General features: G+C 48.6%; 13 protein-coding genes. 5 read left to right on the top strand and 8 right to left on the bottom strand.

The genetic code is table 11. From position 1 onward, the window contains the following. Positions 1-361: 361 nt before the first annotated feature. Positions 362-1,753 (top strand): group II intron reverse transcriptase/maturase, encoded by a 1,392-nt coding sequence (gene ltrA, locus L6442_RS23130; RefSeq protein WP_237100052.1) that lies wholly within the window; start codon positions 362-364, stop codon positions 1,751-1,753. Positions 1,754-2,156: 403 nt separating this feature from the next. On the opposite strand, the gene L6442_RS23125 is transcribed toward ltrA, so the two are convergent. The 4 genes from L6442_RS23125 to L6442_RS23110 form a co-directional block, all read right to left on the bottom strand. After that, complete coding sequence (locus L6442_RS23125; protein WP_212978855.1) at positions 2,157-3,329, bottom strand: peptidylprolyl isomerase; 1,173 nt, start codon at positions 3,327-3,329, stop codon at positions 2,157-2,159. Between the two features lie 399 nt (positions 3,330-3,728). Beyond that, positions 3,729-4,739: a stage V sporulation protein AD gene (gene spoVAD / locus L6442_RS23120; RefSeq protein ID WP_212978854.1), complete on the bottom strand. Its 1,011-nt coding sequence runs from the start codon at positions 4,737-4,739 to the stop codon at positions 3,729-3,731. A gap of 7 nt (positions 4,740-4,746) precedes the next feature. After that, the gene (gene spoVAC, locus L6442_RS23115) at positions 4,747-5,229 is read right to left on the bottom strand and encodes a stage V sporulation protein AC (RefSeq protein WP_212978853.1); all 483 of its coding nucleotides are present in this window, start codon (positions 5,227-5,229) and stop codon (positions 4,747-4,749) included. Between the two features lie 14 nt (positions 5,230-5,243). Beyond that, positions 5,244-6,104 carry a DUF421 domain-containing protein gene (locus L6442_RS23110; protein WP_194231124.1) on the bottom strand — a complete coding sequence of 287 codons (861 nt, stop codon included), beginning with the start codon at positions 6,102-6,104 and terminating at the stop codon, positions 5,244-5,246. Positions 6,105-6,230: 126 nt separating this feature from the next. Here L6442_RS23110 and L6442_RS23105 point away from each other — a divergent pair, with 126 nt between their 5' ends. From L6442_RS23105 to L6442_RS23095, 3 genes are all read left to right on the top strand, one after another. Further along, positions 6,231-6,437 carry a DUF1657 domain-containing protein gene (locus L6442_RS23105; protein ID WP_194231123.1) on the top strand — a complete coding sequence of 69 codons (207 nt, stop codon included), beginning with the start codon at positions 6,231-6,233 and terminating at the stop codon, positions 6,435-6,437. 321 nt (positions 6,438-6,758) lie between these two features. Next, entirely contained in the window at positions 6,759-7,397 is a 639-nt protein-coding gene (locus L6442_RS23100) for a phosphatase PAP2 family protein (RefSeq protein ID WP_212978852.1), read from the top strand. 129 nt (positions 7,398-7,526) lie between these two features. Then, positions 7,527-8,600, top strand: coding sequence for an AI-2E family transporter (locus L6442_RS23095; protein WP_212978851.1), 1,074 nt, complete (start codon positions 7,527-7,529; stop codon positions 8,598-8,600). A 161-nt stretch (positions 8,601-8,761) separates the two neighbouring features. Here L6442_RS23095 and L6442_RS23090 read toward each other — a convergent pair whose 3' ends face one another. After that, positions 8,762-9,268, bottom strand: coding sequence for a hypothetical protein (locus L6442_RS23090; RefSeq protein WP_212978850.1), 507 nt, complete (start codon positions 9,266-9,268; stop codon positions 8,762-8,764). Positions 9,269-9,486: 218 nt separating this feature from the next. Between L6442_RS23090 and L6442_RS23085 the strand changes: the two genes are divergently transcribed. After that, positions 9,487-10,536 carry an aromatic acid exporter family protein gene (locus tag L6442_RS23085; protein ID WP_194231119.1) on the top strand — a complete coding sequence of 350 codons (1,050 nt, stop codon included), beginning with the start codon at positions 9,487-9,489 and terminating at the stop codon, positions 10,534-10,536. Positions 10,537-11,120: 584 nt separating this feature from the next. Here the strand turns inward: L6442_RS23085 and L6442_RS23080 are convergent. From L6442_RS23080 to L6442_RS23070, 3 genes are read right to left on the bottom strand one after another with little or no spacing between them, the layout of a single operon-like run. After that, positions 11,121-12,245 (bottom strand): sensor histidine kinase, encoded by a 1,125-nt coding sequence (locus L6442_RS23080; RefSeq protein WP_212978849.1) that lies wholly within the window; start codon positions 12,243-12,245, stop codon positions 11,121-11,123. Beyond that, complete coding sequence (locus L6442_RS23075) at positions 12,238-12,936, bottom strand: response regulator transcription factor (protein WP_212978848.1); 699 nt, start codon at positions 12,934-12,936, stop codon at positions 12,238-12,240. The genes L6442_RS23080 and L6442_RS23075 overlap by 8 nt, the downstream gene beginning before the upstream one ends. Positions 12,937-12,956: 20 nt before the next feature. After that, a complete protein-coding gene (locus tag L6442_RS23070) occupies positions 12,957-13,901 on the bottom strand; it encodes a D-alanyl-D-alanine carboxypeptidase family protein (RefSeq protein WP_212978847.1) in 945 nt (314 codons plus the stop codon). Positions 13,902-14,050 lie beyond the last annotated feature (149 nt).

Raw genomic sequence — 14,050 nt, 5'->3', positions numbered from 1 at the left:
AGCGCCTACCGTTAGCCAAGGGCAAGGGTGTCTGTCGCGAGGCAGAATCTGAAGGAAGCCGGAGGCAAAAGCACGGGCCAAGGTACACGAACTGGATTCGAGGCAGGGATAGCCGGATGAGTTGCCTTCACACAACGAAATCCCAAGCCGCCAAAGGCTATTCCTGTAAACTCCAGTGGTCGCGGGCGGAAAGATGACGTTCTTATCTGGGGAGACCTGCGGGAGAAAAAAAAATGCGAAGTCACTTCGTAACCACAGTCGAAAGGCTGTGCTGAACCCGCAGGAGTCAGCAGAGGCCATAGTACGCGAGTACGGGACACCGGAAAACGGAAGGGCCGAACCGAAAGGAGAGAGGAAACCGATGCGTTCGAGTGAAAAGCGAAGACAGCCGAATATCCCGCAAGGGAGCTTCCAGCAGAGAGAAGCGGTGAAGCCGCAAGGGTATGTTGGAGCGCCGAGCTCTTCACCGGCACAAGTCGCCCCTTCCTCTCGCGAAGACCAAAACGACCTGCTGGAGAACATGCTCGAAGGAGATAACCTTCGGCTCGCTTACAAGCGGGTGGTCCAAAACGGAGGAGGTCCTGGTGTGGACGGTGTAACGGTAGCCGAGCTACAAGCTTACCTGAAAACTCACTGGGAAACGGTGAAAGCTGAACTTCTGGCGGGAACCTACCGGCCGGCGCCAGTCAAACGGGTGGAAATCCCCAAACCCGGAGGCGGCGTACGGCTGCTCGGTATCCCGACCGTAATGGACCGCTTCCTCCAGCAAGCGCTTCTACAAGTGATGAATCCGATGTTTGATGCTCACTTTTCGTGGTACAGCTACGGCTTTAGACCCGGAAAGCGGGCTCATGACGCAGTGAAGCAAGCGCAGCACTATATCCAAAGCGGCCGAAGATGGGTCGTAGATCTGGACCTGGAGAAGTTCTTTGACCAGGTGAATCATGATATGCTCATGGCCAAGGTGGCACGGAAGGTGAAGGACAAGCGAGTGTTGAAGCTGATCCGAGCTTACCTGAGTGCCGGAGCGATGGAAAACGGAGTTTGCCAAAAGACCGAGGAAGGAACGCCGCAAGGTGGTCCGCTCAGTCCACTCTTGGCCAACATCCTGCTGGACGATCTGGATCGAGAGCTTCACCGGAGAGGATTGCGGTTTGTCCGCTACGCGGACGACTGTAATATCTTCGTCGCGAGTAAACGAGCAGGAGAGCGTGTGATGGAGTCGGTGACACGCTATGTAGAAGGAAAGCTAAAACTGAAAGTGAATCGGGAGAAGAGCGCGGTGGACCGGCCATGGAACCGTAAGTTTCTTGGCTTTAGTTTTCTGTCGAACAAGAAGGCTACAATTCGACTAGCCCCCAAGACGATACACCGATTGAAGGAGAAGATCCGGGAGCTCACAAGCCGCACCCGCCCGATAGCGATGGAAGAGAGGATTGCTCGTCTCAATCGCTATCTGATGGGCTGGCTGGGCTACTTTCGTCTGGCCTCAGCCCAGAAACACTACGAGAGATTGGACAAATGGATCCGAAGAAGATTGCGCATGTGCCTATGGAAACAATGGAAGCGAGTACGTACGCGTATCCGAGAACTCCGGGCCTTGGGCGTGCCAGACTGGGCCACTTTCATCATGGCCAACTCCCGCAGAGGAGCTTGGGAAATGTCCCGAAACATGAATAACGCCCTTCCGACATCCTATTGGGAAGCGAAAGGGCTGAAAAGTCTGCTTTCTCGTTATTTGGAACTTCGTTAACCTTTTGGAACCGCCGTATGCGGACCCGCATGTACGGTGGTGTGAGAGGACGGGGGTTCGTCACCCCCTCCTACTCGATTCTTATTTGAGGGAGAAAGTCAGCCTGTATTAAACAGGCTAACCATGAAACAGTTCCCTTTTTTAAATATAAGAAAGTATAAGCTGCGCATATACTCGGATCTTATATTTCTTGCAGAATCGCTTACTGTCCTTAAAAGAACGACGTAGGCGCTTCTTCTTGACATATCAGAAAGTATAAACTTCCGGGGTCCCCTCAAAGTAATTGGAATAAGCTTCAAAGGCTACACATCACTCAGTACTTTTGCTCCGCAAAAGCGCCCCTTTGTGAGAGGCGTCGGACTTCTTTCCGATACTCTTTGTGGGGTTATTTTGAATCAACTGTTTATTTGCCGCTTTCTTTCTTGCCGGCGTCCTGCTTGCTGGCGTCAGCTTCTTTTTTCTTTTGGGCTTCTTCCAGGGTGTTGGTGATCTTCGCTTTTGCTTTCACTTCGGACAGCCATGTCGGAGCTTTTTGCATGATCTCCTGATAGATCAAACGATCTTTGATTTCGGCTTTTTTCTCGTCCAAAGTGGCCGTGTGTGCGGCTTTATAGCCGGTTTTCTTGATGATGTGATAACCTGCTTGCGTTTTGACGACGCCGCTGAGTTCGCCTTCTTTCAGCTTGAATGCGGCATCTTCGAATTCTTTGTACATCATGTTGCGGCCGAAGTATCCGAGATCGCCGCCTTTGGCTTTGGAACCTGGATCGGTCGATTTTTCTTTGGCCAATGTCGCGAAATCCGCGCCGTTTTTCAACTGTTTCAGAATCTCTTCGGCTTCTTCTTTGGTTGCGACCAGAATATGGGAAGCTTTCACTTCTTCTGGCGTATCGAAGGATGCTTTATTTTCCTCGAAATATTTCTTCACGTCTTCATCCGTGACTTTGACTTCAGGTTCCAGCAGCTTGCGCAATTTAACCTGCATGTTCATTTGATCTTTGAAATCTTCTTCCGTCAGACCGTTTTGAGCGAGTGCAGCTTTAAACTCTTCTTCACTGCCATAGTTTTTCTTGAAGAATGCCATTTCCTTGTCGATGTCTTCTTGCGTAATTTTGATGCCTTTTTTGGAGGCTTCCTGGTCCACAAGCGTCTCGGAAATGATGCCGTCGAGCGTTTGCGCGCCGCCGGCTTTGACGAGGGTATTGTAAAGCTTGTCCTTTGTGATTTTCTCGCCGTTGACAGTTGCTACCGTTTCGCTGCCTCCGCCTTTGCCGAATGGCGGTTTAATCAATACAACCACGAGCACGACTGCCAGTACTAAAGCGATGCCCATCCACAATTTATTTCCCGAAGCGGGAGCTGGCGTCGGCGGCACGGGTGCGGCTTTCGGACCCGCAGCCTGGGCATTATGGTGAGCAGGCGCCTTCGTTTCCTTCTCTGTTTTTTCAGGAACAGGCGTTTCAGCAGCGGACTGGCCGGACTTCATTTCCGTCTCCGCTTGCCCTTCATTTCCCCCCGATTGTTCATTAGATGCGAGGTCTTCTTCGTTTAATATGTCTTTTTCTTTTTCTGACATTAAATCTAATTCCTCCTTTGATATAAACAATAACACTTATGCGTACCACTTTACCAGATTCGGCGGCAATAATCCTTAAGATGAAATTAATTGTGGGGAAAAAATTTTAATGCTGTTTTAAGAATCGGCAAAAAAGAGGCTGCCTCCAGCCGAAGCCGGATACAGCCTTAGATATAAGAAAATAGAAACTTCAAGCAGCCCAGTTCCAGGGGCCCCGCAAAGTAATCGGAATAAGCTTCGAATGCCATACGTCACTTTGTGGGGTTAAAGTTCCGGGGGGCCCCACAAAGTAATCGGAATAAGCTTCGAAGGCTTCACGTCACTCCGTACTTTTGCTTCGCAAAAGCGCCCTCTACGAGAGGCGTCGGACTTCTTTCCGATACCCTTTGTGCAGTTATTTTATTTTTCGCGTTCGATCGATACCGCATGAGCGATGCAAGGGATCGATTCGTTTTGCTGGAAAGTAAGCGGGGAGAGAAGCGCTCCCGTGGCGACGACCAAAATCCGATTCAGCTCGCCCCGGCGCATCCGGTTCAGCAGATGACCGTAAGTGACAACCGCGGAGCAGGCGCAGCCGCTCGCTCCGGCCTGCACGTTTTGTTTTTCGTAATCGTAGATCATCATGCCGCAATCCGAGAACGTCGTTTGCTGCATCGGGATGTTATGTTTTTTGAGTAAATCGCTGGCGATTTCATATCCGACCTTGGCCAGATCGCCCGTGACGATCAGGTCGTAAAACCCGGGTTCGATTTGAAGATCCCGGAAATGAGCCTGAATCGTATCCACCGCCGCAGGCGCCATGGCAGCCCCCATGTTGAACGGGTCCGTAATCCCCATATCCACAACCCGCCCGATCGTAGCGGAGGTGACGTACGGTCCATCCCCATGCTGGCCCAATACGGCTGCCCCGGCCCCGGTCACCGTAAATTGGGCGGTTGGGGGCTTCTGCGAGCCATATTCGGTCGGATACCTGAACTGCTTCTCCACGCTTGCATTATGGCTGCAGGTTGCGGCCAGCGTATGTTTCGCACCGCCTGAATTAATGACATAAGCGGCAAGGGCAAGACTTTCCATCGAAGTGGAGCAAGCCCCAAACAGACCGAGATACGGGATTGCGAGCGTGCGGGCGGCAAAGCTGCTCGAAACAATCTGGTTCATCAGGTCGCCGCCGAAATGGAACTGGATCTGGCCTTCGGTCAACCCGGCATGCTGGATCGCCATTTTGGCCGCTTCCTCAAGAAACGTCCTCTCGGCTTTTTCCCAGGTATCCTGTCCGAGATATAACTCCGCGTGTATGATGTCGAAATCTTCGGCCAGCGGGCCTTGCCCTTCAAAGGGGCCGACCGTCGTAAAGGTGGAGAGGATGGAAGGTTTGTTTTCAAACAGCCAGCTCTGATGGCCTTTCAGCATAAGCGGTTCAACCTCCTACGATGTTGGGATTAAAAATAACGTAAGCGATGCCGACGACAAAAGCCGCAACCGTTCCAAATACGATCACCGGGCCGGCAACTTTGAAGAGGCTTCCCCCCAGTCCCAGCACGATGCCGTCCCTGCGGTATTCGATGGCTGCCGAGGCCATGGCATTGGCAAATCCGGTTACCGGCACCGCCGTTCCCGCTCCGGCCCATTGGGCGATTTTATCATATACCCCTAAGCTGGTCAGGATGACGGAAATCAAAACGAGAACGCCTACGGTTGGACTGGAAGCTTCCTTTACGCTAAAACCTCCAAGACGAACGAACATTTGCTGCACGATTTGCCCAAGCAGGCAAATGAGTCCGCCGACTAGAAATGCTCTGCACAATTTATTGAAGGCAAATTTGCTCGGCTCGCGTTTTTTGGCAAGCTCCTGATATTCCTGCATCACAGGGGTAAGCTTTTTTTTCTTTTGGCTGACCATAAATGTATGCCCTCCTAACGGGTTAATAACGGTTTGACGTCAGAAATCACCTGCTCGAGCTGCGTGGAACATTGCTCATACATGGTTTTGGCTTCGAGCTGGTCCGTGGACAAACCGAACATTTCAAGATCCGCCTGGCATTTTTTCAAATCTGCGTACAGCGTCGCTTTTTGCTGCGGTTCGGGAACCTTGATCTGGTCGTCGAACAAATCGACGTAGAACTGCCCGTATGCATCGACTTGGCCGAGATAAACGTTGTCGAGAGAAACGCCAAGCTTCTCGAGTTCCGTATGAACCCATTTCCGGTTAAGTCCAAGGGTTGCAAGCGGCTCGTCCATGATTTTTCCGTCCAAGACGACGGTTTGCGGTTCGGCCTCGGGACCGACTTTAATGCCCAGATGCGTCGGCGTAAGAGGCTGGTATTCTTTTTTGAGCAGCACGTTGATTTCTCCGTTCGGCTCTATGAGGGCAAACTCCACTTCGGCCGCTTTGAAGGCGTTTTTGGTTCGAAGCAGCTGCATAAGCTCCTCGTTGGTCAGACGCTCTTTTTTCAGATTGTCCTCCATGATTTTGCCGTCTTTAATCAGAACGGTGCTTTTGCTGTCGATGAAATCACGCGCTTTTTTGCTTTTTAGCTGCAAAAACTCGATGCCAAGCGACACGAGCACCCATACGGTCAAAGAGATGATCCCCAAATACCAGGCTTCCTTGATGTTAAGCGATATCGATGCCGCCAGATCCCCGATCGTAATCCCAGTAATATATTCGAAGAAGGAAAGCTGGGAAATTTGTCTTTTGCCAAGCAGTTTGGTCAAACCAAACAACACAATGATGGATGCCAGGGTGCGGACAATGACCTCGACCCATTCCGGCATAGCATAACCCCCATTTCAGTTCTGAATAACCAAATTATTTGCATCGCTCATCATTTTTATGAATTTTTTCGTCCCATGCAGGTTAGATTATGATTCGTACTTGACGCAAAGGAGGTGGGGACCGACATGACAGTAGCATCTCAGGTTAAAACGACTCTCGCTTCTCTGAAGAGTGCTCAAGCAAGCTTGGAGACGTTTGCGCTCGGCACGCAAAACCAGGAGGCTAAAAACCTGTTCACCAACGCTGCACAACAAACGCAACAAATCGTGCAGCAGGTGGAAAGCAGAGTTCAGCAGCTGGAAAACGAAGAACCGCAATACAAAGGTTTCTAGAATATTGCAAAGGTCTTGTTACATAACAAGACACCGCTCTGAAACAAGCACTGCGCAGTCAGTGCTTGTTTCTTTGCGTTTTGGGCGAAACCGGAAAAATAATGTTAAAAGGTGACAAAGCATCAGCGTTTATGGATAATAGTGAAAGGCCAAAATGAGCTTGTATAAATATGGCCCGTTTGTCTTCGTAATTGACAACAACTTAAGCAGAGAAGGGGTGGAACCGCTTCTTAGCGGCGAAAGCGTCGGAAGGACGATCGGAAGAACGATCCGGAAGCTGCGGCGGTCAACCCGTGTAGCATTTAAAAAGGGGGATTTTGAATGAATTTGCGGCGCGGCCGGCCCGACAAGCTGGTGATCACCAGTATCATTTCGGGTGTTATTTTTATCATGATTATGCTGCTGGTTATTACGAATAATATCGCTTGGTTTGATGATGCGATCATTTCTCTAGTGCAAGGACTTGAAAATGATCGGCTGACGTCATTCATGAAATTTCTAAGTTTTATCGGCTCCTCGCTGATGTCTGTCATGATTTTTGTTGTGGTCTTTTTGTTCCTGATGATTGTCTTGAAACATCGGCGCGAGCTGATTATGTTTCTGGTGACCGTAGGGGGCTCGGAGCTGTGGAATTTAATCCTTAAAAATATCATCCAGCGGGCCAGACCGAACACCCATCGTTTGGTTGAAATAACGGGTTTCAGCTTTCCAAGCGGCCACTCCATGGCTGCCTTTGCTTTGTACGGGGCGATCACGTTTTTGCTTTGGAGGCATATCCCGCGGTATGCGGGCAGAATCGCCATGATAACGGCCGGCATCGCACTGACGCTTCTGATCGGGATCAGCCGGATTTATTTGGGGGTTCATTACCCGAGCGATGTCATCGGAGGTTATGCTGCGAGTGCCACTTGGCTCATGATTTGTATCGTCTGCTTCCGAAAATGGTCTTTCGTGAAATGAATTTCCGCTAACAGGCATGATAACTTGCATCTAATTACTCCGCTCGCGTAATATGAAGTCATAGGAAGTTTTTAATGCAAAAATATGTGGGAGAAACTTTAGAGATTAAAGGAGTATGGTCGTAAAACAATGACGTCATTAAAAGAGTTTTTTCATCTTCCCGCCGTAAAAAGAGGCGTGGTACTCATTTTCTTTGTCCTGTTTCTGTACCTGTTCAGAAGCATGATGAATCTGGTCCTGATTACTTTTATCCTTACGTATCTTGTAAATCGGGCCCATTCCACCGTTACCCGCCGTTTTACGAACCGGATGGGCATCAGCCAAAAGATCGCTCTTATTCTGATTTATGTTATTTTTGTAGCGTTAATTTCCTATGGGGCGCTCCAGTACGCGCCTAAGCTGATTTCCGAGCTGAACGGGCTGATCAACCAGGTGATTTATTTTTACAGCAATCCGCTGGATCTCACCCATAACAGGGTAATGGATTTTATTCTGGAGTATATCCACAAGATCGATTTCGTAGCTTATATCAAGCAAGGTTACGACCTCTTGTCCAAAACGATTTCGAATGTCGGCAAATTCAGCCTGAATTTCGCGCTTGCGATCCTTATGAGTTTGTTCTTTATGCTGGAAAAAGAGAAAGTGACGCATTTCACGGAAAAATTCAACTCAAGCAAGCTATCCTACGTCTATGATGAACTGGCTTACTTTTGCAAAAAGTTTACGTTTTCCTTCGGGAAAGTTATTGAAGTACAATTTTTGATTTCCGTCATCAATGCCTTATTTTCGACGTTGTTTTTATGGATTATGGGCTTTCCGAATCTGTTTGCGCTCGGGATCATGATCTTCCTGCTTGGACTCATACCGGTGATGGGTGTGATTATTTCGCTTGTTCCGCTCTGCGCGATTGCATTTAGCATCGGCGGGGTCACGAAAGTCATTTATGTTCTCATTATGATTGCCGTTCTGCATGCGTTCGAAGCCTATGTCATGAATCCGAAGTTTATGTCGGACAAAACGCATCTTCCCATTTTTTATACCTTTGCGGTTTTGATCGTATCGGAGCATTTCTTTGGGGTGTGGGGTTTGATTCTCGGCGTGCCGGTATTTATGTTTCTGTTGGACCTGCTTGACGTGCCCGTCAACAATCACAAGGAACCGCTGCTCGATCAGCAGCAAAAGAAAAAGAACAAGCGCAAATAACTTTTGATCGGCCATAACGTCTTAAATAAGGATTTTGCGAAAATCCAACAAGCGGGAAGAGTATGGAAACGAATTTTGCAAAATCCTGAAATAATAAAATCCTAACGCTGCCGTTAGGATTTTTATATGGTTATGGAATTGAACGTTTCGGAATTGTTAATTCAGATTTCTGAATGGGCGGCAGGCAATCGCCGGTTCTGTTTGGGCTCATATTTATGCTGGGTGAAACGCTTCAGCGAGCCAGGCAGCTTTTTCTTCAGCATATCCGCCTGCTGCTGCGTCATTTTGCCTGCCTTAACGGCATTGTCGAGTTTAGCGCTTTGAACGGCAGTGAGTTTTTGCACGAAAACATCAGCGTCCCAGTTCTTTTTCTCCTTAGCGATCTGCTGAAGTGACTTGCCTTTTTTCCATTCATTTTTCAGATCTTTTTCAGTCATATCTAGGAGAGCGGCCGTATCTTTGAAAAGCACGAATTTTCTGCCATGATGTCCATGGGGTTTATGCCTGATTTCGTCCCGCTCTTCTGATTCCGCCGGTGGAGTCACCTCTGCGGGAGCAACCATCAGAGTTCCGGAAGCCGCATTCGCCGTATCAACGAAGGAACCCCCACCGTGATACAAAATGCAGGAGAGGGCCGCTGCCAATAATGTTTTATTGAAATTGTTCATCTGGTCACCTCATTGCTGTTATGGTCATACATTCATATTCTGTAGTTATTATGGGCCTTTTTGGAAAAAACATACTTCTTGATTTCAGAAAACATAATGTATTTATTTGCATGAGTATGAAGAACAACGGGTAACATTCCCATGTATAGGAAAATAAAAGGCCGCCTTAAAGGCGCTAATGATATAATGATTTCTTTAAGAATGGAGGAGATGCAGCCTTGACATTCGGAGCACGTATGTTGAAGACGGGAATCGCCGTCACGCTCGCCTTATATATCAGCATGTGGCTACATTTATCCTCGCCGGTTATTTCGGCTGTGGCGGCCATATTCGCCATGCAGCCGTCGATCTATCGTTCCTGGCGATATTTTCTGGACCAGATCCAGACGAATACGCTCGGGGCCGTTTTGGCTTTGATTGCAGGCCTTGTATTTTCCAATGAGCCTATTGCCGTCGGTCTCGTTTGCATTATCGTCATTATGATTTGTTTGAAGCTAAACATGGGGGATACGATTGGCCTGACGCTGGTAACCGTCATCGTCGTAATGGAAGCTTCCGGTCAATGGCAGTTTGCCTTAACGCGTTTTTCACTTAGCTTAATTGGCATCGTATCCGCGTTTTTGATTAATATTTTGCTGTTTCCGCCGAAACCGAAAGTGCAGTTTATAGGCCAGATTCAGACCACGTTCGCTCAAATGTCGCTGCTGATGCGTACGGCTATCTCGGATGAGATCAAGGAAAATGTTTTCCGGGATAAAAAAAGAGCGCTGGAAGATTCCATTAAATCGCTATCGGACAAATACAAGCTGCTGGAAGAAGAGCAGAAAAAAATGAAGCGCCCGAAATTCAGCCAAAACCGCCATCTTGTGGTGTACAAGCAGATGCTGAATACGCTGCGAAAAGGCCGGGAGGTGCTGGATGCGGTAGAGGAGCATTATTTTCAGTCGGAGCGGCCTGAAGAGATGGACTCGCTGTTTGACCAGCAGCTCGAGAAGCTGATTAAAGTTCATGAATATGTGCTGCTCAAATTCGATGATAATCTGAAGCCAAACAGTTGCGAGGCCAATGAACTGCTTCAGGAGAGCGACGAGTTTTTTCAACAGGTGCTGACGTATACCGCAGCGCATGCGGAACATAGTTTGCGTTTGTCCATTGTTGCTTCGACCATGTACGATTATGGCTATCAGTTGGAGCGGCTGAACAGGCTCGTCGAACATTACCATAAGTCCGATGACGAGGCGTTGTGGTTGTCATGGCTGAAGAAGTAAAAGAGAGGCTTGACCCTTCGGGTTAACAACCCTGCGGGCAAGCCTCTTTTTCAAAAATTGGGGTCCCCGCAAAGTAATTGGAATAGGCAACGAAGCACAGGCTCTACTTTGTGGGGTTATTTTATAAATTTTTTGGGCCCCTGCAAGTAATTGGAATAAGCATCAGAGCATAGGGGCCGCCTTTTAAGCAGCAAACGAGGAGCGCTTTTGAGTCATGTTCCTCTAACGGACACCACGGACGTTAATTGGCCTAAAACAGCCAATTCCATATTCTAACGGACACCACAGCACTTATTGGCTGCAATTCATCGCCAAAAGAGGCATTTTACACTAAATAGCTGCATCTGTGTCCGTTAGAAATCAAGATGGTCGAAATTTCCCTCTATAGCGTCCGCTGTGTCCGTTAGAAATCACGATGATATCCAGTGACCCTCACTTTGTGGGGTTATTTCATTTTTGGGGTCCCCGCAAAGTATTCGGAATTAAAGCATCGAAGCATAGGCTTCACTCAGTACTTTTGCTCCGCAAAAGCGCCCCTCTTTGAAGGGGACGGACTTCTTTCCGATACTCTTTATGGGCTTATTTCACTGTTTAACTTCGCTTAGGGGAAGGCGAACGATAAATTCGGTTTGTTGCGGAGAACTGGTTGCCGTAATGCTGCCGTCATGCAGTTCGATAATGCTTTTGACGATAGCCAGGCCGAGGCCGGCGCCGCCCGTATCCAGGGAACGCGATTTTTCCACGCGATAGAACCTGTCGAAAATATAAGGCAATTCCATGGATGGAATCGGAGGACCGAAATTAATAACCCTCACCACGGCCTCTTCGTTTTCCTTGGCAACATGGACGTGAATTTTTTTGCCCTCTTTGCCGTAGCGCATTGCATTGGTGATCAGATTTTCAAATGCCTGCATGATTTTATCTCCGTCCCCATAAATCCAAAGTTTATCCTGCGGCGGGAACAGTTCGATTTCCATCTGGTGGTTTTTCAGCTGAAGGGTGAATTCCGCCGTTAACTGGCCGCTCAGCTGCACCAAATCAATGGATGTCTTGTTTAGCGGGATTTGGCCGAAGCCCATCCTAGTATAATCGAACAAGTCGCTCACAAGCCGGTTCATGCGTTTGGACTTCTCATATGCGATATTGACGTAATATCTAAGCTCCACTTCATCCTTGTACTTATCCTCTTCGATTAATCTTAGATAGCCGATAATAGACGTTAACGGCGTCCGCAAATCATGGGATACGTTGGTGATCAGCTCATTTTTCGCCTGTGTGGCCATCCGTTCCTCCTGCAGGGAGATTTGCAGCCGCTCGGCCATCGTGTTGATCTGGTCGGCGAGCATGCCGATTTCGTCATTGGAGCGGACCCGGATCCGTTCATCCATATTTCCTTCTTCCATCCGCTTTACGCCTTTGAAGATGCTTGTCAGTTTGCGGGTCGTCCCCCAGCTGAGCAGCAGCACATAGAAAATGAACAGGAATGCAACCATGACGGCCTGCCAAACTGGAAAGCTGGCGATTTCGTTTATACGGAACAAGCCGTACCGGATCGTGTGAAGTTTAGTCGCATAGCGGAAGGTCGGATAGCGGTCATAAATTGCGGAAAGCAAAGGTATCAGGAGCGAAAACGTACCCACCGCCAACCCGACGCTGAGAAAAAACAACAGTATAATTTTCCACTGCAGCTTATTAAAAAAACTACGCATCGATTTTATAACCTACTCCCCACACGGTTTGAATCAGCTTATAACCCAGCTCTTTTTCGAGCTTGTCCCGGAGATTGCTGATATGAACCATGACCGTATTGTTGGAAACGTAATATTTTTCCTTCCATACCCGCTGGAATATTTCTTCCGCGCTGAATACCCGCCCTGGATGCTGGGCAAGCAGGCCCAAAATATCGAATTCCCGTCCCGTCAGCTGGACGTCGTTGCCGCTTGCGGTTACCCGGTGCGTGCTGCGGTTGATCTCAACGTCCTGGATTTGAAGGATCGTATCATCGGAGCCGCGCGTGTCCGTATTGTATTGGAACGTGCGCCGCAGCAGCGTTTTGACTCTAACGGTCAGCTCCAGCGGATTGAAGGGTTTGATCATATAGTCATCCGCTCCGGTCATCAGCCCGAGGATTTTGTCCATGTCCTCCGTTTTGGCGCTGAGCATCAGAATCGGGATGACGGAAGCTCTGTCGCGGATTTGTCTGCATACTTCGAGTCCGTCCATTTTGGGCATCATAACGTCCAGTACGATGAGATCAAAAGGGTCGGGGGAGCTATCCAGAACCTTTAACGCCTCTTCGCCGTCATGGGCGCAAACGATTTGGAAACCTTCATTTTTCAAATAGATGGAAATCAGATTGGCAATTTCTTTGTCGTCGTCAACGACCAGTATGTTTCTCATATCATATCCTCCAAGCAATTTTAACGGATCGCCTGCACCACCTGCTTCAACCATCCGTTTATACCCGCACCGCGAACGCCAAAACCGTAGTCAAACATTTTGGCAGCCGCCTCAAAACGCTGGTCGGTACTCTTGGAACCCATTACTACGGCTACAAAACGTTTGCCATTTCTTTCCGAGGTACCAGTGAAGCAGTAGCCCGCCCGCTCCGTATAACCCGTTTTGAAGCCGTCATTGCCGTTATAAGCGAATACTTCTCCAGGCAGCATGGCATTTGTCGTGTGCAAGGTTAATTTTTTTTCAGGGATGTACAATTCCGTTTGATCTGTTGTTTTCAATACCTCCGGGTATGTCTGGATCAAATAGCGCGCCATTCTGGCCAGGTCCTTGGCGGTCATGACCGTTTCCCCATCGGACGCAGCAGACTTGAACGGCTTCAGATCGTCCGAAGATAAGCCGGTAGCGTTAGCGAATACGGTTCTGGACGATAAACCGATCTCATGCGCCATCATGTTCATTTCGGTCACGAATGCTTGCTCGCTTCCACCGATATGTTCTGCTAGCGCAATGGTGGCATCATTGGCCGAATGGATCGCCATCGCCTCAAACATCGTGCGCAGCGGCAGCGTTTCGCCGGGCCGAAGTCCGATTTTGGCTCCCGTCACGCGTGCGGCATACCGGCTTGCCGTTACAGGTTCGTCCCAGGAATTGCGGCCTTCCGCAATATTCTTCAGCACCAGCAGTTCCGTCATCATTTTGGACATGCTGGCCGGAGGAAGCGCCGTAGATGCGTTATGTTCATAATATACTTTTCCCGTCTTCACATCCATAAGCACGGCGGAAGAAGCTTCGATTTTAAATAATGGAAACCGGATCATTGTCGTGGAAGCCGCCAGCACGATTGCGAATATGACGAGCAGCATGAATATGTACGCTCTCTTTTTTTTCTTGTTTTTTACTGTCATTTGAATTCTACCCCGCTTTTATTTTTCAAAACATCTGATTACATCATAGCCATGACTGTTTAACTGCCTCGAAAGAAAACCTTAAGATTCCTTAAAGAATTGATTTTTTATCCTCGGCGGTTATATGATGGTGATTAAGTTTTGTAGAG

The organism is Paenibacillus azoreducens (assembly GCF_021654775.1).
GTDB classification, from domain to species: domain Bacteria; phylum Bacillota; class Bacilli; order Paenibacillales; family Paenibacillaceae; genus Paenibacillus_AQ; species Paenibacillus_AQ azoreducens.
This window is presented reverse-complemented; position numbering and strand designations above follow the sequence as displayed.

What these genes read in the sequence shown, in the direction of transcription:
- ltrA (WP_237100052.1), top strand. Translation starts at nt 362, where the DNA reads ATGCGTTCGAGTGAAAAGCGAAGACAGCCGAATATCCCGCAAGGGAGC.
- L6442_RS23125 (WP_212978855.1), bottom strand. Translation starts at nt 3,329, where the DNA reads ATGTCAGAAAAAGAAAAAGACATATTAAACGAAGAAGACCTCGCATCT.
- spoVAD (WP_212978854.1), bottom strand. Translation starts at nt 4,739, where the DNA reads ATGCTGAAAGGCCATCAGAGCTGGCTGTTTGAAAACAAACCTTCCATC.
- spoVAC (WP_212978853.1), bottom strand. Translation starts at nt 5,229, where the DNA reads ATGGTCAGCCAAAAGAAAAAAAAGCTTACCCCTGTGATGCAGGAATAT.
- L6442_RS23110 (WP_194231124.1), bottom strand. Translation starts at nt 6,104, where the DNA reads ATGCCGGAATGGGTCGAGGTCATTGTCCGCACCCTGGCATCCATCATT.
- L6442_RS23105 (WP_194231123.1), top strand. Translation starts at nt 6,231, where the DNA reads ATGACAGTAGCATCTCAGGTTAAAACGACTCTCGCTTCTCTGAAGAGT.
- L6442_RS23100 (WP_212978852.1), top strand. Translation starts at nt 6,759, where the DNA reads ATGAATTTGCGGCGCGGCCGGCCCGACAAGCTGGTGATCACCAGTATC.
- L6442_RS23095 (WP_212978851.1), top strand. Translation starts at nt 7,527, where the DNA reads ATGACGTCATTAAAAGAGTTTTTTCATCTTCCCGCCGTAAAAAGAGGC.
- L6442_RS23090 (WP_212978850.1), bottom strand. Translation starts at nt 9,268, where the DNA reads ATGAACAATTTCAATAAAACATTATTGGCAGCGGCCCTCTCCTGCATT.
- L6442_RS23080 (WP_212978849.1), bottom strand. Translation starts at nt 12,245, where the DNA reads ATGCGTAGTTTTTTTAATAAGCTGCAGTGGAAAATTATACTGTTGTTT.
- L6442_RS23075 (WP_212978848.1), bottom strand. Translation starts at nt 12,936, where the DNA reads ATGAGAAACATACTGGTCGTTGACGACGACAAAGAAATTGCCAATCTG.
- L6442_RS23070 (WP_212978847.1), bottom strand. Translation starts at nt 13,901, where the DNA reads ATGACAGTAAAAAACAAGAAAAAAAAGAGAGCGTACATATTCATGCTG.